The sequence below is a fragment of the Heyndrickxia acidiproducens DSM 23148 genome (assembly GCF_000374345.1).
GTDB lineage: Bacteria > Bacillota > Bacilli > Bacillales > Bacillaceae_C > Weizmannia > Weizmannia acidiproducens.
Genome location: NZ_KB894005.1, coordinates 1 through 25,930, shown reverse-complemented (window position 1 = coordinate 25,930; position 25,930 = coordinate 1). Strand labels below are relative to the sequence as shown.

General features: G+C 40.2%; 21 protein-coding genes. 3 read left to right on the top strand and 18 right to left on the bottom strand.

The window, feature by feature from the left end; translation table 11 throughout:
- Positions 1-373: 373 nt before the first annotated feature.
- The 7 genes from C232_RS20255 to C232_RS0111735 form a co-directional block, all read right to left on the bottom strand.
- Complete coding sequence (locus tag C232_RS20255) at positions 374-550, bottom strand: hypothetical protein (protein ID WP_018664344.1); 177 nt, start codon at positions 548-550, stop codon at positions 374-376.
- Positions 551-569: 19 nt separating this feature from the next.
- A complete protein-coding gene (locus tag C232_RS0111760) occupies positions 570-3,458 on the bottom strand; it encodes a DEAD/DEAH box helicase (RefSeq protein ID WP_018664342.1) in 2,889 nt (962 codons plus the stop codon).
- Between the two features lie 85 nt (positions 3,459-3,543).
- Positions 3,544-3,939, bottom strand: coding sequence for a (deoxy)nucleoside triphosphate pyrophosphohydrolase (locus C232_RS0111755; protein ID WP_018664334.1), 396 nt, complete (start codon positions 3,937-3,939; stop codon positions 3,544-3,546).
- A 176-nt stretch (positions 3,940-4,115) separates the two neighbouring features.
- Positions 4,116-7,199, bottom strand: a complete 3,084-nt coding sequence (locus C232_RS0111750) for a type I restriction endonuclease subunit R, EcoR124 family (RefSeq protein WP_018664332.1) — start codon at positions 7,197-7,199, stop codon at positions 4,116-4,118.
- Between the two features lie 15 nt (positions 7,200-7,214).
- Complete coding sequence (locus tag C232_RS0111745) at positions 7,215-8,486, bottom strand: restriction endonuclease subunit S (protein WP_026314591.1); 1,272 nt, start codon at positions 8,484-8,486, stop codon at positions 7,215-7,217.
- Complete coding sequence (locus tag C232_RS0111740) at positions 8,483-11,047, bottom strand: type I restriction-modification system subunit M (RefSeq protein ID WP_018664328.1); 2,565 nt, start codon at positions 11,045-11,047, stop codon at positions 8,483-8,485. Before C232_RS0111740 ends, C232_RS0111745 begins: the two co-directional genes overlap by 4 nt.
- 512 nt (positions 11,048-11,559) lie before the next feature.
- Positions 11,560-12,069 (bottom strand): SEC-C metal-binding domain-containing protein, encoded by a 510-nt coding sequence (locus C232_RS0111735; RefSeq protein ID WP_018664326.1) that lies wholly within the window; start codon positions 12,067-12,069, stop codon positions 11,560-11,562.
- A gap of 344 nt (positions 12,070-12,413) precedes the next feature.
- On the opposite strand from C232_RS0111735, the gene C232_RS20020 reads away from it, so the two are divergent.
- Entirely contained in the window at positions 12,414-12,605 is a 192-nt protein-coding gene (locus tag C232_RS20020; RefSeq protein ID WP_018664324.1) for a hypothetical protein, read from the top strand.
- 543 nt (positions 12,606-13,148) lie between these two features.
- On the opposite strand, the gene xylB is transcribed toward C232_RS20020, so the two are convergent.
- The 11 genes from xylB to C232_RS0111670 all read right to left on the bottom strand — a co-directional run bounded on the left by xylB (position 13,149) and on the right by C232_RS0111670 (position 23,331).
- Entirely contained in the window at positions 13,149-14,648 is a 1,500-nt protein-coding gene (gene xylB, locus C232_RS0111720) for a xylulokinase (protein ID WP_018664322.1), read from the bottom strand.
- A 29-nt stretch (positions 14,649-14,677) separates the two neighbouring features.
- A complete protein-coding gene (locus C232_RS0111715; protein ID WP_018664320.1) occupies positions 14,678-15,460 on the bottom strand; it encodes a triose-phosphate isomerase in 783 nt (260 codons plus the stop codon).
- Positions 15,461-15,464: 4 nt separating this feature from the next.
- Complete coding sequence (dhaL, locus tag C232_RS0111710; RefSeq protein WP_018664318.1) at positions 15,465-16,109, bottom strand: dihydroxyacetone kinase subunit DhaL; 645 nt, start codon at positions 16,107-16,109, stop codon at positions 15,465-15,467.
- Position 16,110: 1 nt separating this feature from the next.
- Positions 16,111-17,109: a dihydroxyacetone kinase subunit DhaK gene (locus C232_RS0111705; RefSeq protein WP_018664316.1), complete on the bottom strand. Its 999-nt coding sequence runs from the start codon at positions 17,107-17,109 to the stop codon at positions 16,111-16,113.
- Entirely contained in the window at positions 17,093-19,093 is a 2,001-nt protein-coding gene (tkt, locus tag C232_RS18605) for a transketolase (RefSeq protein ID WP_018664314.1), read from the bottom strand. Before tkt ends, C232_RS0111705 begins: the two co-directional genes overlap by 17 nt.
- Before the next feature lie 88 nt (positions 19,094-19,181).
- Positions 19,182-19,646 (bottom strand): RpiB/LacA/LacB family sugar-phosphate isomerase, encoded by a 465-nt coding sequence (locus C232_RS0111695; RefSeq protein WP_018664312.1) that lies wholly within the window; start codon positions 19,644-19,646, stop codon positions 19,182-19,184.
- 165 nt (positions 19,647-19,811) lie between these two features.
- Positions 19,812-20,369 carry a D-lyxose/D-mannose family sugar isomerase gene (locus tag C232_RS0111690; protein ID WP_018664310.1) on the bottom strand — a complete coding sequence of 186 codons (558 nt, stop codon included), beginning with the start codon at positions 20,367-20,369 and terminating at the stop codon, positions 19,812-19,814.
- 53 nt (positions 20,370-20,422) lie between these two features.
- Entirely contained in the window at positions 20,423-21,511 is a 1,089-nt protein-coding gene (locus C232_RS0111685) for a PTS fructose transporter subunit IIC (RefSeq protein WP_018664308.1), read from the bottom strand.
- A gap of 107 nt (positions 21,512-21,618) precedes the next feature.
- Positions 21,619-21,939 carry a PTS fructose transporter subunit IIB gene (locus C232_RS0111680; protein WP_018664305.1) on the bottom strand — a complete coding sequence of 107 codons (321 nt, stop codon included), beginning with the start codon at positions 21,937-21,939 and terminating at the stop codon, positions 21,619-21,621.
- Between the two features lie 43 nt (positions 21,940-21,982).
- Positions 21,983-22,432, bottom strand: coding sequence for a PTS sugar transporter subunit IIA (locus C232_RS0111675; RefSeq protein ID WP_018664303.1), 450 nt, complete (start codon positions 22,430-22,432; stop codon positions 21,983-21,985).
- Positions 22,429-23,331 (bottom strand): ketose-bisphosphate aldolase, encoded by a 903-nt coding sequence (locus C232_RS0111670; RefSeq protein ID WP_018664301.1) that lies wholly within the window; start codon positions 23,329-23,331, stop codon positions 22,429-22,431. The genes C232_RS0111675 and C232_RS0111670 overlap by 4 nt, the downstream gene beginning before the upstream one ends.
- Positions 23,332-23,810: 479 nt before the next feature.
- Here C232_RS0111670 and C232_RS0111655 point away from each other — a divergent pair, with 479 nt between their 5' ends.
- Positions 23,811-24,578, top strand: coding sequence for a DeoR/GlpR family DNA-binding transcription regulator (locus C232_RS0111655; RefSeq protein ID WP_018664296.1), 768 nt, complete (start codon positions 23,811-23,813; stop codon positions 24,576-24,578).
- 940 nt (positions 24,579-25,518) lie between these two features.
- Positions 25,519-25,869, top strand: a complete 351-nt coding sequence (locus tag C232_RS0111650) for a YwqH-like family protein (RefSeq protein ID WP_018664294.1) — start codon at positions 25,519-25,521, stop codon at positions 25,867-25,869.
- The last annotated feature ends 61 nt before the right edge of the window (positions 25,870-25,930 follow it).

Here is a 25,930-nt window from a genome sequence, read left to right as displayed (position 1 = left end):
GCAAATATTAAATCACTTTTACCAGCTGCTTAAATACGTAAGCAGGATTCCCAGCTAGTTCCACTTCCGGTACATCCACCCTCTTTAAAGGCAACAATGCTCTTACATCATTTGGCATGTGATCATACCATTACATGATTAACCGCACTAAAGCCTCTAAGTCAAGTAATTTCACGGAGTTTCGTTTTGCTACTGTTTCTACATTAGGACGTAAAGCCCCCCGTTTAAACAAATAAACTATTGGCAACATAAAAATGAGGAGTTAATACAGTACCAACCATGTACTCACGTTTTTCCTTGGAATAGGTAATAACCCTGTCACCTTCCTCTATCTCTCTACTAAACCTCTAAACTTGGTTTACCCAACTTGCTCTCAATTGTGAGTTTTTTCATAAAACACTTTATCTGCTTGTTGTTGCAGCTCAGACTTATAACGAAAATTTTTGAGGGTCGCCGAACTGAGGCCAACCAATTGACGCATGCCCTCTTTTCTCCACAAAGGCATGGGCTCATTGTTGTCTCTGGCTCTAATCATCCACCATTTTGCCATTGATAATTTCTCCTTTTCTTTAATCCGCATCAATATTACTCGTAAGATAATGATATAATGCGTCCTCCACACTTTGTTCCAATATCATATTCATACATACAACCGGAAGATTCTTCCTCGCCATAACGGTTTGATGGGCAGTGTTTTGATCAGGATGTGCACGTCCTAAGTAATAAAATCCTGTTCCTTCATCATCACTTTTCTTGATAAAAATATGGATGTCCGTATGATTTTGATCTGCCTCAAGAATGGACTTTACTTCTTGTGACTTCAATGTGCGATTGCTTTTTGTGTACCATTTCAGCACTTCTGGATTCAGCAGTTCATCTTCGTAATTAACACTTGAATCCACATCTTCTTTTTTATCATAAGTAACAAAGATCGGACAGGTGTTATGCTTTGACTTGTATCCATACATGGTGGAGTGCTCATCATTTGACCAATTTAATAGCCTGCAGACATCTTTTCTTGTGTATTTTTCATATAACTTGAGTGCCCGACCACATTCATATTCTTTGCTTTTTTCCTCTGCCGTCATTACCACATCTTCAACTAGCATCCTGAAATAGGGATGTTCAGCTACACCATTGCGTATTTCTGCATTGAATTTATATTGGTTCTCTTCGAATAACACAATCGGCTGATTTCCGTATTTCTTTCGGTCAACTTCAGTGAAAAACTGAAGATTAAAGATTCTACGGATCGACTCCATTGTTCGACCATCTGTCATACAGCCATTCTTCCTTAAATACGCAACATATTCCTCTTCTGTCACCGTTCCTTGTTCCAACAGTCGTTCAAGCAAAATAATTTCGTGCTTCCTTTTTCCATTTAAAATCTCTAAGGAAAGCATGGTAAGAACCTGATTTTCATACGTTGATAAACCCGGCTTATCTTCCCGCATTTTTCTTAGGAAAAGATCGTAATTTTTATTTGCTTCTATGATGACACACGGATCGATCGAATGATTGATGATAAAATCATATAAATATGGAACACGCCCAATCCGATTTTTTAGTCCAATATACGATTCTTTTAAAATCTTTGCAGCGTTCAATTTGCAATTGTTAATCGCTTTAAAAATTTGCTTCCTCGCCACAGCCTCGAAGTTAATCGTAGATACTCCTTTAATATAGCTTGTATCCACCATTCTCCTTCGCACATTGTCTTTGTTTTGCGATTGATCACCAGAAAGGGCAATGGGAATGAGATAATTATTTTTGTAATTTCCAATAAAATCTATAATCGTCACATATTCTTTTGTATCATGTTTTCGCAAACCACGCCCGAGTTGTTGAATAAAAATAATACTCGATTGGGTTTGCCTTAGCATCACAATTTGATTGATACAAGGAATATCAATACCCTCGTTGAAAATGTCTACAGTTAAAATATAGTCCAATAATCCGTTTTCTAATTGGGTGACACAACGGATCCTTTCTTCTTGGGAATCGTCCCCTGTTAAAGCTACCGTTCGCAAGCCACGTGCATTCAGAAGTACAGATAAATGTTTCGCTTCCTTTTTCCGACTGCAGAACATCAAGCCTTTTACGCTATCTCCAGAATACCCATAGTATGTAATTTTATCGATAATATGATCTACTCGTTCATCCGCAACCAAGTGAGACAAAGCTGTCGCATCGTCAATCGTTTGTCCATTATACTGAAAATCTCTCACCCCAAAATAATGGAAGGGACAAAGCATATCTTCTTCTAATGCTTCTTGCAAGCGAATTTCATATGCAATGTTGTAGTCAAATAACTCATAGATGTTAAAATCGTCGGTTCGCTCAGGTGTGGCGGTCATGCCCATTAAAAATTTCGGTTGAAAGTAGTTGATCACTTTACGGTACGACATGGCCCCCGCTTTATGCACTTCATCGACCAAAATATAATCAAACTCATCCGTTGCAAATTGATATAACGTGTCGTCTTTCGACAGCATCTGGATCGTTGCAAATATATATTTAGCATCAGTTTGTTTCGATATTCCTGATAAAATACCAAACTCATGACTCAATCCACCTAAAATTAATTGGAAATCCTTCATCGCTTTTTGCAATATTTGTTCACGATGCACAATAAAAAGCATTTTCTTTGGCGCAAAACGGCGAACGTCAAAAGCAGAAAGATAGGTTTTCCCTGTACCCGTTGCAGAAATGACAAGCCCTTTGTTTTTTCCTTCATCTCGTAAAGCCTGGATTTCCTTTAAAGCAGCATCTTGCATTTTGTTTGGTTGAATTTTTAAGGCTTCTTGAATCGGATTCGTCTGATAGCCTACTGGAAAATCATATACTTGCTCATTTGTTTTCTTCTCTTCAGCGTAGGTTTTTTCGTATTGCTCGATCCATTCTTCTGTTAGAATCTCAGAGTTTGCCCATACTTCTTCAAATTGATTTTTAAAGTGATGTACAATTTCTCCGTTTTCATGAGAAGTGAGCTTTATGTTCCATTCATAATTTACTTGCAATGCCTGTGCAGTTAAATTGGAACTTCCGACAATTAAAGAATAATAAGCATCGTGTTCAAATATGTATCCTTTTGCGTGAAACCCCTTCACGCTTGCTAGTCGCACTCTAACATTCGTGATCTTCATTAATTCTCTAAAAACTTTCGGGTGATTGAAAATTAAATAAGTTGAGGTCAGAATCCTGCCTGTCACACCTTTTTGCTTTAAGTCTAGAAAAAGAGACTTGAGTGTTGCCAAACCACTTTCTGTAATAAAAGCAACAGAAAACAGAAATGATCTACAGTTCTCCATCTCATTTCGAATCGACGTTAAAACGTCTTCATTTTTCGTCGATTGGTTCACTAATAATTTTGGACGATAGTTTCCTGCATGTTCATGGGCCTCATTAATAAAACCGTGATATAAAGAGGCTTCCAAACTTTTAATCAAGTTACTCATATGCATCACCGTTTTTGTGGGATACCTTTATTGTAATATTCATTCCATTCATCGTAAATCATTTCAGAAAAGGGAAATACAGCATTCAATCTTTGGTAGATGCAATCTCTTCAACAGCAGGTAAATCAGCTGGGGCCCAATCCAATGACATAAGATCTTCTTTGTTCATCCATTTTATTGCAACATGTTCCGTTAAAATGGGTTGTCCTTCTAACAACTTGCAATAAAACGTTGTTAGATGAACAATGCCAAAATCATATTCATACGTTGTGTCCTCCACTTGCTTCCCAATCTCAATTTTACATTTCATTTCTTCCTGTATTTCGCGTTTCAGGGCTTGCTGTGGCGTTTCACCTTCTTCAACTTTTCCACCAGGAAACTCCCATTTATTGGCTAGGGTCCTGCCTGGGCCGCGCTGTGCACAGAGGATTTGATCGTTTTGAATTATAACGGCACCAACTACGTAGATATTCTTTTTCAAGATAAAGCCTCCAATTACTAAATATTTATATCGCAACCAAGTGCTTAAAATGTAGTGATGATATGTAAGACAAAGAAATAAAAGCTAATGTATAAAGGCATTTTTTCCCGGTAAAGTTAAACATACTCTGTTTCTATTTATTTTTCGTTTTCGGTTACTCTATATCTGTCATCAAATTAGCTATATTTCTGCTTCGTTTCTGCAATCCATTCTGGCAACTTGGTCGTTAGTGTCATGTTATGCTTTAATAAATTGCCAGCCATTTGATTGGTTGCCTTGCTGAAGTCAACACTACTGATGAGTTCATTGATGTAAGGAACAACATCAGGCTGTGAAGTAGAATATGAATTCACTGCTTTTACAAGTAATTCGCTATCTAATCCCCACTCCGAAGAAAAATGAATAATCGTATCCTTCAGTTTATCTGCTTTCCAAATTTCAAATGCCTCATCAAAGTTTACACTGTTTGATAAGTGACCAGGCACAAGCTCAGTATCCACAAATTCCTTTAATAACTGTGCTTGCTCATGTTCCCCCATGTTACTCAACTCTTGAATTTGTTCATAAATAATACGGAGTGTTTCACGATCCACCGTTTGTATGCCATACGGTGAGGTAATTTTTGAGCCAATTAAACTAATAATATGATTCGCATCGATTACTTGTGTTCCTGCCAGCTTCGTTTTTCCCGCAAGTGGATGAGTGGTTGATGGCGCAGGTGGGGTTCCTGGCTTCCATGTTAAGTTTTTATACGCACCGACATACTGTAACCAAGTATGCTCATCAATGCCAAAAGCTTGATCATCCCACATAAATTCATAATATTGTTCTAGCAAATTCAACTGATCATAGGCTTCCTTAAAAGCAAGGATAAATGCTTCTTTTTTCTTCTCATCACGTTCGATTGTCTGCCATGCGGTAGGATCAGATAAGGTCGGAATCATCTCAGTAACTTTTATTACGAATTTCTTTACAGCCGTTTCATAGGTATCAACAATTGCCTTACTACTCTTACCTCCGCTTCCATACAACTTCAAAGCTTGATTTACCATTTCTTCTGTAATTCGAGGGTACTGAAAGTTGATAATCGTACCAAACTCTTTATTGGAGCCAAATACACGATTGGTTCGTGAATAAGATTGGATTAAACCTTGAAGCTCAAGTGAACGGTCAACATAAAGCGTATTCAGACGCTTCGAGTCATAACCTGTCAGCAGTTGGTCTGCCACAATCACGAGGTCGATATTCTTAGGATTTCGTCCACTGCCGCCTCGAGTGGCACGTTCTACCACATCTTCAAAGTAAGCATCTTCGCCGTGTTTTTTATCCCCAGCAATAAACTCAATGCCTGTAAATGTAGCGTAGTCCTTAAACATCCCTTTGACAATTTCAGGGTCTAATGGTTTTGGATCATTTTCGTTACCAAAACTAAACGTCATCGCCACATTCAACTTTTCCCCACGTTCTTTTAGTTGTTTCTTAAATTCATTATAGTAAGCAATTACACGATTTTTATAGGCCACTGTCAAAATTGCATTAAATTCTCTGCCTTGTGACTGTGATTCCCAGTTATTTAAAATTTCTTCAACTACACTAGGGATATGCGTTTCATCTTGGTATACAAGCAGTCCTTGTTTTTTAGCTTGCTTTTCAACTTCAGCTTCTGACATTTCTTGAACCTGGCGTTCGATTTCTCTGTCCGCCATTTCAGGGTGTTCTTCCTTCGCTTTTTCAGCCAGTTGCTCTCTTAAATCATCATAACTCTTGAATTCTCCAGTATTGATATAATCGACGTGAAAACCCAATACGTTTTTATCCGCAATGGCCTCATCAATCGTATATTGGTGTAACATTGGCCCAAATAACTTTTCAGTTGTATTGATGACTTCGCTTTTTTCATTGATCTTGCCTTTGACCTTATTTTCATCAAACAATGGTGTTCCAGTAAAGCCGAAAAAAAGTCCATTTTTCTTGAAGTAATGCTTTATGGTTCCCATCATTTGCCCCATTGTCGTGCGATGGGCTTCATCGATGATAAATACCATCTTCTTATCTGCTAAACGATGATCGTGTGCTGCTTCCAGTTCCTTCACTAAAGCATTGAGTTTGAAAGTTGTCGTGACGACAATTCCATTCGTTGCTGACATCAGTTTCTTTTTTAGCTGGTAAGTGTGTTTTGTATCATCAACAGAAACCGGCTCATAGGCAGCATATGCTTTGAAGTTTTCACTGGTACGATTATCTAGCTCACGTCTATCAACAAGGAAGACGACTTTATCAAATCCTGCTCTTGTCGATAAAAACAAAGCAGTCTTGAAACTTGTGATCGTTTTTCCTGAACCAGTCGTATGCCAAACAAAACCGCCATGAGGCATTTTTTCATCATTGTCCCATCCAAATGCAGCTCCTTCAACCGCTTGCAGAGCATGGACCTGATAGGGACGCATTAACATATGCCGCCTGTTTTCCTCATCTCTCGCTTCATCAATGACTAAGTAATCGCCAACCATCTGATGTGCCATTGGAATCATCAAAAATTGTTCAATTACTTTTTTCCAATCGTTTATTACATTGTTTTCTTTATCCGCCCAATGAAACACGAAACTAGGGTTAAAATCTCCTATTGTTTTTGGCGTAGCGAAATAGCGAGTGTCAATTTCGGAAGTGATGACCATCATCTGCGAAAAAGCCATAAAGTTATGACTGTATTCGCCATCACGATAGTAGCGTTTAAACTGTCCAAATGCCTCGTCCAGCGTTTTGTCCGTGCGTTTTTGCTCGATATTGATGAGTGGCAAGCCATTAATCAGTAAGACAATGTCAAAACGGTTGTCGTTTGGTGTCTGTACTTCTCTAGCAATCCAATAGCTTGAGTCCCCACCACGCACTTCAGCTTTTTTGAAAATCGTCAACGTGATTTGTTTTCTCGTAATTTTGGGATTGTCATCACGGTAAATGCCATCGATCTTGCCTTTTGATCCTTCAATAGCCAAAATCTTCGCAGCCTCATAACTATTGCTGATTTGATTGACCTTTGCCGTCACTTGTTTGAACTCATTATCCGTCAATTCCACGCCTTCAAGCTGGTCAGCATTGATACGATTGAGTTCACTGCGCCAGTGCGTAACCAAATCAGCAACCGTTACCTTTTGCTTGTTGCCGTTTAAGAAATCGGGCGCTTCCCATTTATACTTTTGCAGTTCTTTGACAAAATTCTCTTGAAAAGTTTTCTCTGCCACACTCTTTGGTGCATTGCTCATGGCTTACGCTCCCCTTTATACAAACATCTCATTTAGGTATGCTTTTTTTAGATTTTGTAGTTTTTCTAACTTGCGTTTACGAAGGGTGATGAGATGGTCAAGATTGGCAAAAAATGAACCGATTTTGGTTTGTTCTTTTTTTGTTGGAATTCTAATGGGCGTGACTTTAGCCTGTTCAATTGTATAATGTGATATTGTTCCAATATGAGTAATGCTTTTAACATAGTTTCTAAAAAAAGGTGTAATAAAAAAAGTATATAAAAAATTACCATTAGTTGTTGTTTCTGAACTTTTTAACCAAATCAAATCAGCATCTTTAAAGTACAACGGGTTATCATTCTTTACCAAGTAGGGTATTCCAATCGAACCTCCTCCAGTTACCAGAACATCTCCTTTTTTAACTCGACCAGATTTTATTGATAATTTCTCGAATAGACTTTGGGAAATATAAGCTTTATTATTTTCAATTCCTTTAAATTCTGACACGACATCGCTGGATCTAAAAAAAGGAACTCCAGATTTTGTCCACTCATTTTTATGCACCCGAGAGGCAGAAGAAATCTCCATTAAATCCCCTAAATTACACTGTTCCCATGAGTCAGTAAATCCCGCAAATCTCCGTTTTGGCTTACGCTCACCTTCAGCGGGGAACATTACAGTAAGATAAGCTGATTTTAGTGCTTTCGTCTTATCTAACTTACGCTGATGTAGGGTGATGAGGTTATCTAGGTCATAGAAAAACTTACCTATCTCCTCTTGTTCTTCTTTTACAGGCAATGCAGCAGGATATTTGAATAAATTATTCGTGGTAATCCCGAACACCTTCATTCCTGTACCAACTCTGGTTCCGTAACTTTTAAAATTATCAGTGTGCAACAAGTAATAAAGAAATAACGGTGTGATTTCTTTCGGTCGCATAGCAATCGTATGAAGCCCTGCAACCACCTTAGCGCTTGGTTTATTAAGCAATACAGCAGGTTCTGCAATACCTGTATAATCTTCTGAGGCATCTGCTACTATTACATCACCCTTTTGAAGCGACTCATAATCACCCGCTTTTATCATTGGAAGTTGTTCGTCACTTTCTATCAAATCAGCAACTTTTTTATGAATATCGCCATAATGAACATAACGAAAACTGCTATCTTCATCAGTTTCAACATCACGAGAAAGCGAGTAAGATTTAACTAAGTCGACTACCTTTCCCAATTCCCGCTGTTCCCAACCGTGAGCGTTTTGAAATTCTTTAAATCTTCTTTTTGGCACCAATTTTGTTTGTTCCATTATTCTTCCACCACCAATTCACTCATCATGGCTTCAAGTGCTGATTCTGAGTCTCGAATTTCTTCATCAATTGCTGACAAGGTATCAGCATAGCGATTGTGTAGCATTTGCAATGTATCCAACTCTTTTTTTATCGGTTTCCATACCAAACCAACTATGGCATCCAGTGTGTTGCCAAACCATTTTTCATACATCAAGTTGTCAATTTCTTCATTCGTCAAAGTTAAAATACGTTCTTGTACAGCTTCCTTGAGCGCTTTTTCATCCGCTTTCACGGCTTTGTTAAGGGATGATTTTTCTGCAAATAGCTTCTCAACTTTTTTCAAAAGGTGATTTTCAGCAGTTTCCTTGCTAGCCTTTTTTAACGCAGCTTTGATGGACTTGCTTTCAAAAGCATCGCAAGCTTTATTTAAACATTCACCTAAAGCATAGGCTTCATCGCTCTCTTCCACTTTTGCAGCTTCAACCAAGTCAGAAAGCTCCGTTTCAATTTCTTGAATGCGGGTTTTCTTTGATTCGATTCCTTTTAGTTCATCACTGTATAAATGTTTCGCAATCAACTCATTCGGTACGATACTGCCAATCCATCCGTCTTGCTCTTCACGTTTTTTGTTGCCAGTTCCTTTCGTTATCATATTGGGCTCACGCGTGCGTCCCGCTGTATAGAAATCACTTAACGCAATGATTTCCGTATCATGTGTCAGTGTATTTTTCCATATCTCCGCCACAATCTGATAGCCGTCGTAAACATCAATATATTTGAACGCTGAAAGAATTTCCTTAATTTCAACCAGCATTTCATCCATCAACTGAGTCAAGCTACTGCTGTTGTTTACACTTCGTAAAATGTCCCAGTATTTATCAATATAGGCTTTTGTTTTGCTTTCGAGTTCTTTTGTTTTTTTAACAATGCGGGAATCGCCCAACACATCATCAGAAATCTCCTCAACAGGTTTTAATAGCTCAAAATATCCATCACGGATTTCTTTTAGAGATTCTTCTAAAACATCTGGTACTGTGGACTGCAAAATCTTTAAGTCTTCAATGTTCTTTTGAGGAATCCCGCCGAGTAGATGAGCATCCACATTATGAGGAATTTCCTCGTCAACTGATTCTATATAGCGAGGAATGTTCATATTATACTCATTTTCTAGTATTTCCTTACTAGTTGCCAGATGACTGTACCCATCCTCTTCTCTACGTTCAACATACGTATCCACAATTTTTGCGATGTCCTTTTCTTGGAGGACATTTTGTTTGCCAACTTTAATAAAGCTATGAGAAGCATCAATCATCAGGACAGGCTCGTCAATTTTTCGGTTTTTCTTTAAAATAATGACAACGACTGGAATACCTGTATTGGTAAATAAATGGTTTGGCAAGCCAATGATGGCATCTATGTAATTTTTGTCCAGCAATCGTTTACGAATTTCGCCTTCTGCTGAACCACGGAACAGGACTCCATGAGGCAAAACAATCGCCATTGTACCGTTTTGACCTAAGTGGAATAATCCATGCAATAGGAAAGCAAAGTCCCCTTTAGAGTCTGGTGGCAACACTCCAGCAACTGCAAAGCGGGGATCGCTGACTTTTAACCCATCTCTATTCCAATTCTTAGCTGAATATGGTGGATTCATTACCACTGCATCGAATTGTACGCCTTCATTTGGACGTTCCGGATCTTCTGGCCAGTCTTGGGAAAGTGTATCGCCGTTTTTAATCGTCATCTTTTCAGGCCGAACACCATGCAGCAACAAATTCATACGGGTTAGATTATAGGTTGCTGTATTCTTTTCTTGCCCGTAATAGCTCAGATTCTTTTGTGCATCTTCATCCAAATGCTTTTTAACTGTCAAAAGTAGCGAACCAGAACCGACAGTTGGGTCATAGATTGACTTGATGTCTGACATTTTTGCTACAATTTGTGCCATGACTTCGCTGACTTGTCGTGGCGTGTAGAATTCCCCTGCTTTCTTCCCTGACTCCATCGCAAACTGTCCGATGAGGTACTCATACGCATCACCCAGTACATCACCTTTTTGCAGTGCCACCATGTTCAGATCTGCAAACAATAAGATCAGAGCCTTAATATTTTTGCTTCGTTCGTTTAAGTTACTACCTAAAGCGGTATCCGTTAAATCAAGCGTTGAACTTGAGAATAGTCCTTGAAAGTCATCCGAATCACCAGACACAGCAATCGTACGTTCGAAGTGATTCAAGCTATCTGTTACTTTTTGAACTTCAAAATCTCCTGAATTGATGTCTTTTAACCAAGTCTGATAGAGATACTCAGGCGAGACATAATAACCGAGAACATTCTGAATCATTTTTTCTAGCTGCTCGCCGTATTCTGCTTTTGCCTTTGTGTATTCTTCAACCAATTCAAACTCAGACATTTGCCCAATACCACTGGTCACTTTGAATGTTTCTAAAGTCTTATCACTTAAAAACTTGTAGAACATCAATCCAAGCATATAATCTTTGTAACGGCTGGCATCCATTGAACCACGCAGTTCATTGGCTCCGTCCCACAATCTACGTTTAATTTCCTCTGATGTAATCACTTCGTATCCCCCATTGGTTATATTAATTCCCGGCCATCACTTATGTATTTTCTCCTAAAATTTTTTGCTTCTATTATAACTAACTATAACAAATATAACAAAAAACACCTACAAGTCGAGGTGTCTTAAGAAAAGAAAGGTCAATAAATTAATTTCAATATAACAAAACTATTGACAAAACCCATGTATTTGAAAAAGTCAGACGAATAGAAATCTCAGCCAATTTCAACAGTTTGCCAGATAGAATGGAGAGTTTTTATTCATAATATTCTAAATAACTTCATTCCAATTCATCAATTAGATAATATTCGAATTGAAAATACTCAACTTATCATGGTTTTTGGCCCCCAAAAGAGATATCCGTTCTTCAAATTCCACGTCACCATTGGCACACTTGCCTTTCACGTCCTATTTTCATCCATTGTTCTTACATTTTTTGGCTCTGATGTACAAAGACCCCATTTCCCTCAAAGTCGTCTAGACAACTTTTAGTGAGTGACAAACACCAAACCTCATGAGGCTCCACAACATTTTTTATACTTTTTCCCGCTTCCGCATGGACAAAGCTCATTTCTTTTCGGTTTTAACCGTGTAGACTGAGTAGCTTCTTTACTTTGTTGCTTCCATCTCTGCAATGCTTCTTTACCGGCATTTTTCATTTGTTTATATCGTTTTTGAAAAAGCTCCATTGCTTGATCACTGCTTTTTAATGATTCTTCTACCAATTCACGAGCTTGTTTTTTCGTCATTCCGGAAGTCTGAAGCACTTCAAATTTTTTATTTATCAATGAAATCCGTATACCGAATTCTGCAGCTTTCCATTTTTCGCGTTCATCATTTTCAACATAATGAAGGATAACTTCTTCACAGTTACAGCTTGGATTCATACAATATCTATCATATATATAATAATTAATACCATTCGATTTCGTCCCTAAGACAATTCCATCCAAATCATCAAAAACATCGATATAACTATAAGTTTTTCCGTTTAAAATATCGGTGGGGTTCACTACTTTCATACTTTTCTCCTATCCTCCAGTCATCATGCATTTCTGCTTGAATTTAGTATATCATTTTATCCTACCATGCCGAATATTTAATTACTGAATTACGTATTGCTTTCGTAAATTCTTGAACTACTTCCCCAAGGATGATAACCGTCTCCAATATAAGTAAAACCGTATTTTTCATAATAACCAATGAGGCTGGTGCAAAGAAACACTTTATTGAATCCCGCTTTTTTGGCATCAGCTTTCGCACGTAAAAGTTAGTATTGGGTGCCTGTCACCACCCGAATGAGAGTTCAAGATTTTGGCGAGTATCTTTCCGTTAAATTCCATGAGATGAAAACGAGACCACCGTGATGGAATACAGCAAGCCGGGATCTAAACAGCTTTATTATGAACTGAAGGATGAAATCTCGAAAGAAGCGATTCCAAGAGAGAAAAAAGCGGATGATCCGCTTCATATGGATATTTGGAATGGTTTTTACAAGGGTTCTGGTGAAGTAGTTGGCGATGTGATGTTATATTTAAAAAAAGCAATACGGGATTAGCAGTCAACTGGAGCCTACCGCAGTCTGGAAGGCGAGCTCATTCATAAGGTTGGTATGAAACCGGCTCAAATAGTGAGCGGCAAGAATTCTGACAGATATTTGTCCGCCAAGTTCCATATCTATAAAGACGGGTCCATTGTGATGGAATACAGGAAGCCCGGCAGCAAGCATCTCTAATATGAACTGGTAAACAAAATCCCGAAAAAGGCCATTCGAGATTCAGAAAACCCGGATGATCCGCTTTATATGGATATTTGGAATGGCATTTATGAGGGCTCCGGAAAAGCAGTCGGTGATACGATCGAAGGCCTGGAAACACTCTACAGGATAGTCGTAAGACAGGAGGACATTTTTGGTTTTCCCGAAGAACTTATCCAATATAACTATAGACGTCATCGTGGCGCCATAGTCCGTGCACGAAAATGGGAAACCATCCGTATCCTCCACAGCATACTTTGTTATTTCCTTTCCATTAATTTTGTCGATGCAGCTGCTTGTAAGCTCTTGCTCTCCTCTTTTCCAAAAAATATTCCGGCTTTAAAATTACTGTTGGTTTCTGAGTTTATACAATTTTTCGTGCAGGCTCTTCGTATTTACATATATCTGTTTATAGAGCGTAAACAATTCTTTGTACCGTTTTGCATTTTCCTCAATCGGGTGAACTGCTTTTTTCACAGTAACAAAGTGCTTTGCGCATTCTTTCAAAGATGGGTACCATCCTAAGCCGACAGCAGCCAGCATTGCCGCCCCCATGCCCGGTCCTTGTTCATTTTCCAAGCTGCAAATCGTTGTATCAAATATATCAGCCTGCATTTGAAGCCAAAAATCACTTTTTGCCCCGCCACCGATTGATACGATAGACGAAGGTTTCGTTCCACCCGCTTTAAATAACTCAAGCGATTCATTAATAGAAAAAGTGATGCCTTCCAAAATGGACCGGATAAAATCTTTTGTCCGGTGTTGAGTATCAATACCTGTAAATGTCCCCCGGATCTTGGCATCACTATATGGGGTCCGCTCCCCGGATAAATACGGAGTAAACAGTAACCCATTTGAACCTAGCTGGGATTTTGCCGCTTCATTGACCATTTCATCAAAATTCCAGCCCCTCAAAAATTCCGCTTTGAACCAATCCAGACTATGTCCCGCTGATAATGTAACCCCCATTGCATAAAAGGCATCCTGCTGGGCGTGACTAAACAAGTGCAGTTTACTACTCAAGTTTCCCTCAACGTTTTTTTTATAATTTAGGAATACACCTGATGTTCCAATGCTGCACATGGCACTTTTATCCGATAAAATACCGGCTCCTATTGCCCCGCATGCATTATCAGCCCCGCCGGCAAATACCTGTGTCGTTTCTGAAAGGCCTGTGACGGCAGCCACTTCCGGCCGGATCGTCCCTGTTTTAGCATGGGATTCTGTTAGATCTGGGCATAAACAAATTGGAATATCGAATGTTTTACAAATTTCCCTGCTCCAAACCTTTTGCTGTATATCCAATAACAATGTACCCGCGGCATCCGAATATTCGCTGTGTAAATCTCCGGACAACCTGAAACGTACATAATCCTTTGGCAAAAGAAAAACATAGCTTTTTTTAAACAGCTCCGCTTCATTTTCTTTTACCCATAATAATTTTGGCAGTGTAAAACCTTCCATTGGTTCATTTTTCGTAATCCGGTACAATTGCGGGCATTGTTTCTTTATTTTTTTACATTGTGCTATTGTGCGCGTATCATTCCATAATATTGCGGGCCGGACCACCTTCATATCCGCATCCAGCAACACCAGTCCGTGCATCTGCCCGGAAAAGCTAATGCCTTTGATTTTTCCGGCATCCACCCCTGATTCCAATACCACCGCCTTTAAGGCAGCCAACGTTTTTTGCACCCATTCTTCAGGATCCTGCTCGCTGTACCCCGGCTTGGTTTGAATTAAGGGGTATGTTTCAGATTGGGAAAAAGCCACTTCCCCTTCCCTATTCACAAGCAGCACTTTCACCGAACTTGTACCTAAGTCGATTCCAATTACATATTCCATCACGATCCTCCCTCCGTATTGAGAAATGTTTACTGTTTTTTGTTTAACCAACAGGTAATCCCGGCCAAAATTTCACGGAATGTTTCTATATCCCATGCTGCACGGCCGATAAAAAGGCCATCCACTCCTTTCAATTTTAAATAAGATAAATAGTTTTCCGTATTGACGCTGCCACCAAAAATAACCGGGATTATATTAGCGGTATCCTTTCCAAACAAACGGATTAACACTTGGCGGATATGCCTGTGCATCTGTTCCACATATTCCGGGCTGGCAGGGGTCCCTTCATTGCCGATCGCCCAAACTGGTTCATAAGCAATTTGAACCTCCCCAGCCTGAGCTTTTTCAACTTTTGCCAGTGCCATTTTTAATTGGCGTTCCACTGTTTCAGGACCCGCAGACAATTGTTTTTCTATTAAACTCTCGCCAATGCATAACAGCGGGGTCAAATGATGGTCCAAGGCAGCTTTTACTTTTTTAGAAAGATCCGCGTCATTCTCGTTGTAATACTGGCGGCGTTCAGAATGGCCCAATTCAACCAGATCAATTCCGGCCTCTGTTAGCATCAGCGGCGATATTTCCCCAGTATAAGGGCCTTCATCCATCCAGTGCATGTTTTGGGACCCGATCCGAACCGGCTTATCCTTAAGCGTTTCTTTAAGTGGATAAATGGCGGTATACGGAGGAATTACGAACAGATCAATTTGCGAGTGAATTTCCTTCGCATAGGCCGCCAGCCATTCACAATAACGTTTGCCTTCCCCCAAAGTTTTATGCATTTTCCAATTTGTTCCAATATATAGCTTTTTCATCTGATTAAGCGCCTTCTTTCCCGCAAAAAGCCGCCATGGCCCGAAAAATATAAGATATGGTTGTTGCGCCCGGATCCTGATGGCCAATAGTTCTTTTCCCCAAAGACTTAGCACGCCCGAATCTAGCAACATATTTTTTTGTATTCTCCACGCCGGCAGCTGCAGCATCTGCGGCTTTTTTCATCCCAGTGCCAACATCCTTACAGGATTTCGCTGCTTCTTCCAAAGCATCAGCAGCCGGGATCAAGGCATCCAGCATCGTTTTATCTCCGGCAGACGCGCCACCGCGGTTTTCAATATCCTTACTGGCTTCCCGAAGCCCCTTTGATAAATGCTGTATATCAAGCTCCGTTTCATTGGCAAGCTGTTTGGAAATTCCCAAAAATAAAGTTCCAAACAGCACACCGGAAGCGCCTCCCATCGACCGGATCATGGCCATGCCACAGTCCTTAAAAACCTGTTCCACATTTGTGTACTGGTTTTTCAATAAAATTTTTTCAATTTCAGCAAAACCAATCGACATGCCAACACCATGATCTCCATCGCCAATCTGGCGGTCTATTTCACCAAGTTCTTCTTTTCTTGATTGGATTTCAACCGCTACATCAAGCAGCATTTCTTTTGTTTGTTCAACTGTTAATGCATCCATGCTAGCAGCCTCCCTTTACAAAATAAGGCGCCCGGGCCGGTGCATCATACAACAATCTTAGTTCCGGATCCAGCACCATAATGCTGATCGAAAATCCGCCCATTTCCTGGGTTGTGCAAAAGTTTCCGATTTGCGTATCATGAATCTTCATTCCTTTGGCTTCCAGAAAACGGCTGACATACCGGTTCACAATATAGAGTTCCATCAGAGTCGTCGAACCCAAACCATTAATGCAAACAGCCAGTTCGGACCCTTTTTCTGCAACTATATCATCAAACAGCAAATTCAGCATTTTTTCCGTTAAAACATCCGCTTCTGCCATCGGCTGCCGGGAAACTCCCGGCTCTCCGTGAATACCGATCCCGAATTCCACTTCATTCTCAGGTAACTCAAAATTCGGTTGCCCGCTGACCGGATTGGTTCCCGGCCGGAGTCCAATTCCGATCGACCATGCAGCTGCATTGGCTTTTTCGGCCACGCGTTTACATTCATGTAAATCATAACCGGCCCTGGCAGCAGCACCGGCGATTTTCATCACGAATAAGTCACCGGCAATTCCTCGCCGTTCGGATTTATTGGGTGAAGATGCAACATCATCTGCTACCCTGACAGATTCTGTCCGAATACCTTCAAGGTTTGCCAGTTCTTCCCCCATACCGAAATTCAGAACATCTCCGGCATAATTCCCGTATATGAGCAATGTACCTGCCCCAGTATCCGAACTGCGTATCGTTTCCAGCACTGTTTCCGGATTGGGGGCTGCAAATACATGACCGATCGCCGCGCCGTCCGCCAAACCATCACCGATGTAGCCTAAGAACATCGGTTCATGTCCACTTCCACCGCCGATCACAATTGTGACTTTATTTGGAACCCTTTCATTTCTAACCAAGCCGTACCCTTGGTTTCCAACTTGCATAAATTTCCCCGGGTATGCCGCTAAAAAACCTTCCACCATCTCTAATACGGCAAGATCCGGTTGATTAATAACTTTTTTCATACGCCATCCCCCTCCAGGCCAGTTGTTCAATCGATGCAATCACCTTATCAGTGCTGAATCCATATGTGTCCATAACATCTTGAGCATTTCCGGATGCCCCGAATTTATTGACAGCAATCACGTGGTCCGCATATTTCTTCCAGCCGAAAGCAGCACCCATTTCGATGGCAACCTTTGTTTTAAATTCATTGGAGATTACTTGATTCTGATAGCTTTCCGTCTGCGATTCAAATAACTCCATACATGGCATACTGACAACCCGTACTCCGATGCCTCTTGTTTCAAGTACTTTTTTAACTTTTAATGCGAGCGAAACTTCCGACCCGGTTGCAACCAGCAGTACGTCTTTTTTATCTGTATCAGCCAAAATATAAGCACCGCGATTTAAGGCTTCCTTTTCCTTAACTGGAATGATCGGTAATGCCTGCCTGCTGAGGACCAGCATAACGGGCACCTCCCGGTTTTGCACTGCATATCGGTAAGCCATCACTGTTTCATTGGCATCAGCGGGGCGGATCACTTTTATCCCCGGCATCGCCCTGTAAGATGCCAGTTGTTCTACCGGCTGATGGGTCGGTCCGTCTTCTCCAACAGCAATCGAATCATGTGTCATGATATAAATCACTGGCAACTTCATCAGTGCTGCCGAGCGGATTGCTGATCTAAGATAATCGGAAAATACAAAGAAGGTACCACCAAATGCATGCAAACCCCCATGGAGCATGATCCCATTTAATATCGCCCCCATACTGAACTCGCGTACGCCGAACCAAATATTTTTACCTGCATAATTTTTTTTGGAAAAGTTTCCTGCTTGATTAAGTATGGTGTTATTGGAAGATGAAAGATCTGCTGACCCGCCGAATAGTGTAGGGATCCGGTCGTTTAATGCATTCAGTACTTTCCCGGAAACATCCCTGGTTGAAAGCGGCCCATCCAAACTTGAAAACTCCGATAATTCTTCGTCCCAGCCGTCCGGCATTTTTCCTTGCATCGTTTCATCAAAGTTTTTGTACAGTTCAGGGTATTCCTTACCATATTCATAGATTAATTGAAGCCAGGCCGATTCGGTTTTAGATCCTTTTTCCCGGTAAATGTCTTTTAATTTCTGAATGCTGTCTGGCAATTCGAAGGGTTCCAGCCCCCAGTTATAAATGGCTTTTGCGAGTCTCGCTTCATCCCGGCCCAGTGGCGTTCCATGTACGCCTGATGTTCCTGCTCTGTTTGGGCTTCCGTAACCGATAATGGTATTGATTTCTATTAATGTCGGTTTATCAAGATGTTTCTTGGCAAGTCTAATGGCGCAGTCGATCGCTTCCAGGTCATTGCCATCTTCAACATGGATGGTTTCCCAGCCTAAGGACCGGAATCTATCCTGTACGTTTTCAGTAAATGTTTCGGATGTGCTTCCATCCAATGAGATATGATTAGAATCATAGAGAAGAATCAATTTTCCGAGGCCCAGATGGCCGGCAAGCGAAGCGGCTTCGTATGAAATTCCTTCCATTAGGCAGCCATCTCCGCATAAAGCATACGTGTAATGGTCGACAATCGGATAGCTGGGCCGATTAAACATGGCCGCCAGATGGGCTTCAGCCATGGCCATACCGACAGCCATCGCAATCCCTTGCCCTAGCGGACCGGTCGAGACATCAACTCCCGGCGTTACCCCGTATTCCGGATGCCCTGGCGTCTTGCTCCCGAGCTGGCGAAACTGCTGCAAATCACTGGTGCTGACATCATAGCCGAAAACATGAAGCAGACTGTAAAGCAATGAAGAACCATGGCCGGCCGAAAGAATAAAGCGGTCACGGTTAAACCATTCAGGATGAGCCGGATTAAATTTTAAATGTGATTTAAATAAAACTGAAGCCATCGGGGCGGCCCCCATCGGCAATCCCGGATGACCGGAGTTGGCTTTTTCAATCATATCAATGGATAATACACGCAAGGCTTGAACAAGCAGTTGATCGGTTTTTCCCATTTTCCATTCCTTCTCCCTGTTTGTTGTAACACCGTCCGCCAATACTTATCTACTTTCATCTCAACACGATTGTCGATCTCAAAATAATTCAGGATCGAGCCCTTTTTTCCAAATACGCCTTTTCCATTTTTGAAATTTTTTCGATTTTCATCGTTGACCGTCCATCCTTGAATGTATGGCTTAAAAATTCTTCCACGATGCGTAGTGCCGGTTTAATGCCAATCACCTGCTGACCGATTGTTATGATTTGCGCATTGTTGCTTAATTGTGCGCGTTCTGCCGAATAAATATCATGGCAACATGCTGCGCGGATTCCGGGAACCTTGTTTGCTGAGATCGCCATTCCGATACCTGTTCCGCATATTAAAATGCCTCTGTCGATCGTTCCGTTTAAAACAGATTCCCCCACTTTTTTTGCAACATCCGGATAATCCTCACCGCAAACTGTATCGCACATATACTTTATGGGATCATGCCCGGAGTTGTACAAATAATCAATTATTTCATTTTGATAGGTAAGGCCATTTGGATCAGCGCCAACTCCAATCTTCATTTTCGGTTCTCCTTTCGCTATTATAAGAAAATCGCAGGACGGACTTTTAAAAACACCCTCCAGTTTTCAAGTCCGCCCCGCGATTTTTTCAAAGTGTAGTACATTCACCTCAAGGGCTGAAGGTCATTCATCCAAACCGGATTCTGTTATAACACTTTGACCGTTTTATGCTTGAAGCACTTTGTCTCTAGCAATCCGCTTTACTTTCGGATCGGTGAAAATATCGGATGCATCGTCACTCGGTGAAGAAAATTCGCTGATCACCGCACCTTCAGGACCCGCTTTAAACCAGTGCCGGGTATCCGGTTTAATAGTGTACTGCTGACCGGGTTCCAAGGCGATTTCTTTGCTAGCGGTATAATATTGACTGTTCCCTTCCGGAGGGGCAACCTGAATTTTGCCTAAATCCAGTTTTTCATTACTTTCCACATACAAATACACTTTTCCCCATCTGCAACGAAATGTCTCCTGCTTTCCAGCTTTGCCATCAATCGAAGGGTGCAAATGTTCCGGACATGTTTGATTCGGCAGCAATACCATTTCTTTTGCGCAGTATCTGTCATTGTTAACATAAACGACTAGATTTAATGCTTCCTCCCGGATATTATCCAGTCCAAAGTCAGCATAATCTATATTTGCAATTTCCGCATCAGTAAGTGCAATATGGGCTTTTTCGTAATAACTAATAACCTCTTTTTTATATGCTTCTGTTACGTCTGACATGTTATGACCTCCATTTGTTTGCATAGTTTCATTAATTGTTAGCAACTTTCAAGTTAAGAGATTTTTATAGAACTCATATCGATATCGATATCATGATCGTCAGAAATATTTTCATCGAGTGCCACCGGTTTCTTCAAAATGAATAGTACAATCGCCGTGGCCAAAGAACCAATCAATAGTGCAATGAAAAATTGCAGCGGCTTCGTCATCGTGACCATTGCAAGCAAACCTCCGTGCGGCACCTTCGAATCAGCTCCCCAGAACATCGATAAAGCACCACCAATGGCTCCACCGACCCCGGTGGCAATGACACATCTGATGACGTCATTCAGAATGATCGGGAAACAACCCTCTGTAATCATCACAACGCCCATTGGAAATGCCGTTTTTAACGTTTCTACTTCGTTTCTTGTATAAATGTTTTTCTTGAATGGTTTTTGAAAGAAATACGCCATCGCCATCCCAAACGGGGTAACCATGGATGCTAACATGAGCACAGTAATTGGTTCATAAATACCTCCCGTTTGCAAACTTAACACGAATGCAAATACAACTTTGTTGATCGCGCCGCCGTAATCGATGGAAGACAGAATGCCAATGATTGCCCCATAAATCAGTTTGTCAGAAGTATTCAAGCCGGACAGATAATTTTCAAGATACCCCGTTGCAATTCCGACCGGTTTGCCGACAATGAAATACATGATGGATCCAGAAATAACTGCCGATATAAGCGGAATAAGAAGCATTGGTTTTATTCCCTCGGCCCACCCAGGAACTTTCATTTTATCCCTGATAAATTTTGTAATCCATCCTGCAATAAATCCTCCGATTAAACCTCCAAAGAATCCCGCTTTAACACTAATAGCGGCAAGCCCCATTACCATCCCAGGAGCAATTCCGGGCTTGTCAGCGATCGAGAAGGCAATCCCTGTTGCAATAACCATAGGCAAAAGCCCGAGCACCGTTCCACCCATCGTAGATAGCGCATCAAAAAAATTATATTCTTTCGAGATATCTGAAATTGTTTCGCCCCCACCAATGTTACCGATCGCCAGCATAAACCCGGCACCTACAACAATCGGAATCAAATACGAAATAGCAGTCATAAGGTGCTTCTTGATTTGCAAATTTTTCCAATCCATATTAATCTACCCTTCCGAGTATTTTTTCATTTCTTCGTACGTCCAAGTTGACTGAAATATGATGCGCTTTTTTCGTTTTTAACTGCTCCACTCATATAATATCCGAATTATTTACTGGCTTGAGATACAAGGGTTTCTACTTTTTCAATAAATTTATTAGGAGACTTAATCACTAAATCTGTCGGAACTTCAATCACTTTCTTTCCGGCGAATCTTTCCCTGCCGGAGACTTTTACATCCGCAGCAATGATGACAACATCTGCTTTTTTTATGAGTTCCGCGGGAATTTCATCTTGGAGGCCGATAGTTCCCTGGGTTTCAACATGAATATTGTGTCCTGCTTTTTCGGCCGCTTTCACTAATTTTTCCTTTGCAATATAAGTGTGTGCGATACCTGCTGTGCATGCTGCAATTCCAACAATGTTCATTTTTTCATCCTCCCTCTATATAAAAATCTGTGTTGCTAACCAGTCATGAAAATACATTTTTTATCTCATCGACACTCTCCGCTTTTAACAGCCCATCGATAGCTTCATCATTTCCAAGCTTACCGGCAATCTCTGCCAATAACTTCAGTTGGTTCTGTGCGTATTCATGATCTTTACTGACCGCAAACAGGCACACGACTTTGACGCCCTTTCCGTCCAGCGTTTCCCACTCAATCTCGTTTTGAAATTTACCGATAGCAACTCCAATTTTTGAAGCGCTTTCACTTTGCCCGTGGGGAATAGCAATATAATTGCCAATCCCCGTTAAGCCTTGCGATTCTCTTAAATAAATATCTTTTTTGAAAGACTCCACATCATTAATGTAATCAGCTTCTTTTAATTTTTGTGAAAGAATCGTAATCGCCTCGTCTTTATTCTTTGCCGTTAAATTGACCGCGATGATTCTGTCATCCAATAATTCTTTTAAACTCATAAGCCTGCCCCCGCAACAACTTTATCGAAAAGTGAAAAACATTTTACTTTATCAGCCGCATTAAAAAGATCAATTTTCTGGTCTGCTGTTTTCCGGCATACGTTAATGCATTCCGGGAAAATAGCGTTTGGTTCACGGATTTCAAAATTACTGTTATTTAAGATTTCCCTTAATTTTTCGGTAAAGGAGATCTTGATATCGCTTGAAATATTAATTTTTGAAATGCCCAGTTGCACTGCCTTGGCAATTTCTTCATCCGGATTGCTTGAGCCGCCGTGCAAAACAAGTGGAATATCCACAGCCTTAGTTATTTTTTCAAGAATATCCAGGCGTAGCTTTGGTTTCACATTTTTCGGGTAAATTCCATGTGCTGTACCGATCGCGACCGCCAAAGAGTCTATATTCGTACGGCTGACAAATTCTGCTGCTCTGTCCGGATCGGTGTAAATCACTTCTGTTACCCCGCCTTCCACTGTGTTGCCGGTATCCCCGATCGTTCCAAGTTCTGCTTCAACAGAAACGCCAACCGAATGGGCAATTTTAACCACTTCTTGTGTGACCTTGATATTTTCTTCGAAAGGAAGATGTGAACTGTCAATCATAACCGAAGTAAAGCCCAGTTGTATAGCATGAATGACCTGTTCAATTGAGGCCCCGTGATCCAGATGGATGGCAATTGGAATCCTGGAATGATTGCATTCATAAATCACTTGCGCAACAAAACTATCCCGCAAAAATTTCAACTCTGACGGATGGATTGCCATGATAAAAGGCGCTTGTTTTTCTTCCGCACTTTCCATAATGGCTGTCAGCAACTGACCGCTGCCGGCGTTAAAAGCAGGTACCGCAAATTTGTTTGCCTTGGCTACATCTAACATTTCTTTACCGGTAATTAACAAAATCAATCATCCTTTCTTTTTCTTTTTGAAAATAAGAAAAATGGAAAGCAGGCAAAATAACGAATGTAACCGTTACCAAACCCTAATAATCTTTCTTTTCATTTCCCATATTTTCTTTACGTTTTCATTTTATTACGTTTATATTCTTTTGTAAACTCTTTTTTTAATTTTTATTTTAGTTCTTCTTTTAACACTTTTTGCATACTTTATATGTTATTTACAATTATCATGTTTACTATCCCTCTTGGTTTATAAGTACTTATCTTACGCTTCATAAAACAGAGCGTGCCTCATAAATTTTGTATAACAGCTCAAGAAGGTTTACGATTGATTTTCTTTTTTATTTATTTTATTTTTTATTTCTTTCTTTTTGTTGCTTTAAATATTGCCATTTTCCTTTTTATCTCTTATAATAAAATGAAAAGAACGTTTTTTCTTTATATATAAAGAAAACCTTTTTAGTGAGGGAAGGGATAGTTATGTTTGTAGAAGAACGGAGGAAAGTGATTTTAGATATATTAAAAGAAAAAAAATCCGTTTCAGTCAGGGAAATGTCAAATGTCCTTAACGTATCCCTGCCAACCATCCGATCTGACCTGGATCACTTGGAAAAAGAAAAACTGTTAATCCGCACCCATGGCGGAGCCGTATTAGACGTTCACTCAAATCAGGATTATACCGAACAAAGCTTTGAGACAAGAACCAAAATCAATATAGAAAAAAAGCAAAATATCGCATCAAAGGCGATCGGCATGATCCACCCAAAAGACTGCATTATTTTGGACTCGAGTTCTACCTCTTATGGACTGGCAAAGCTTTTAAGAAATACAAAAGAAAATATCACCGTACTGACAAACGGGATCAACATTGCATCCCTCTTAAAAGAAAATCTTAACTTAACTGTCATCATTATCGGCGGGATCCTCAGCGGAAAATCAAACGCTGTTCAAGGGCTGCTGGGACAAGAGATTCTTGATAAAATGAATGTCGACAAAGTTTTTTTCTCGGCTTATGGCGTATCGATTGAACATGGATTTTCCGATTTTAATTTATATGAAAGTGAGTTAAAAAGGCGTATGCTCAACTCATCTTTTAAAAAAATTGCACTGATGGACAGTACAAAGATGAATAAATATTCAAGTTCAAGCTTTGCCAAATTAAGCGATGTCTCCATGATCATCACGGATAACGATATTGATCCCTCTATTTTAAAAGAATACAGCCAGTATGTGAATATCGTTGTATAAAAAAAGGGCAGCTAAACCCATTGAGGTGCACGCTTGATTGATCTATTTCCAAAATAGCTGGATCACTTATTCTTCTTTATAAGATAGTTGAGATTGCCCAAAAAGCTCAATTTTCGAGATTTAAATCGGCATGGAGGCAGCAACCGTTTCAATATATAAAAGAACGGAATATCAGTTAACTATCCAGAATTAGATACGTATAATGTTCTTTTTTGAAAAGCCTTCTGAAAATACACTAGAAACTAAGCAATTTTTAGAGATGTTGTTAATATGGAGAGAGAAAATCTTAGAAATATTTGAGGAGTAATTCAATAAAATCTGATATCTAGTGAAGATTTGACTAAGAACAAAGCGCTTGATTGCATTTTAGACAACAAGCGCCTTTATTTATATCCAAGTACAGGCGCATAAAATATTCTATATGAAATATAGACCTCGTGAGCCTTACCACCAAGAAGTTCGTTTGACATTTTGAATATCAGTTGAGAATAAAATATGACATTTTACATCTTTTATGAAGGCTATGTAGGCTTTTATCCAGGACAGCATCTTCCCTGCCTTGAGAAAACAGCAAAATCAGTAAAGCCACAAAAGCTGTAGGTACCAGTAAACTGGCTGAAAAGGCTGAGAACCTGAAAATCAATGTCGAAGTTCACTCGTCCACACTTCTCAAATAAATCCGTTTCTCAAATCCTCCCATTGAACGAAAATTTTAAAAGTGCAATCACACAATCTAAAACCTTTGTGCTATTTTCTATCCATTATTTGGAACACACTTGTTCAAGAAGACAAATTATATTTAATATAATCACAAACCACGCCAATCCCCTCTTTTCTTCTAATTCCATCTACCCATCTATCCCCGTTCACCAAATTGACAACGTTCCCGCTACGCTGGATAATAAAACCAAATCAGTTTTACGGAAATAGGGGTGTGAATATGAGTGCCATTTCGCTTATGAATCTGCAGCTTTCACGGAATCAGGAAGAACTGGAACGCCTGAAAAAAAGCAAAAAGGAACTTGTGGAATCAAAGCACGCACTGGCAGAGAAAGAACACCTCTGCCTCCAGCCCGCCCTTTCCGCCTCAACCTGGCAAGGGCAGTTGGCGAAGCAGTTCCAGACAGTAAGAAAAAACGAACTCCTTGAAAGCTATAAAGCTACTGAAAAGCAAATCAATACGGCCCTTAAACTGTTGGAAGGGAAAATTAGTCAGCTTGCCTCAGAAAACACCCAGATTGAGAAAGCCATTCAAACAGAAATCGTAAAAATGCGCAAAAAAGAGGTGTGACGATGGAAGTCAAAATTCAATTTGACACGGTTGAAAAATCACTCGCAAATATCCGCTCAAA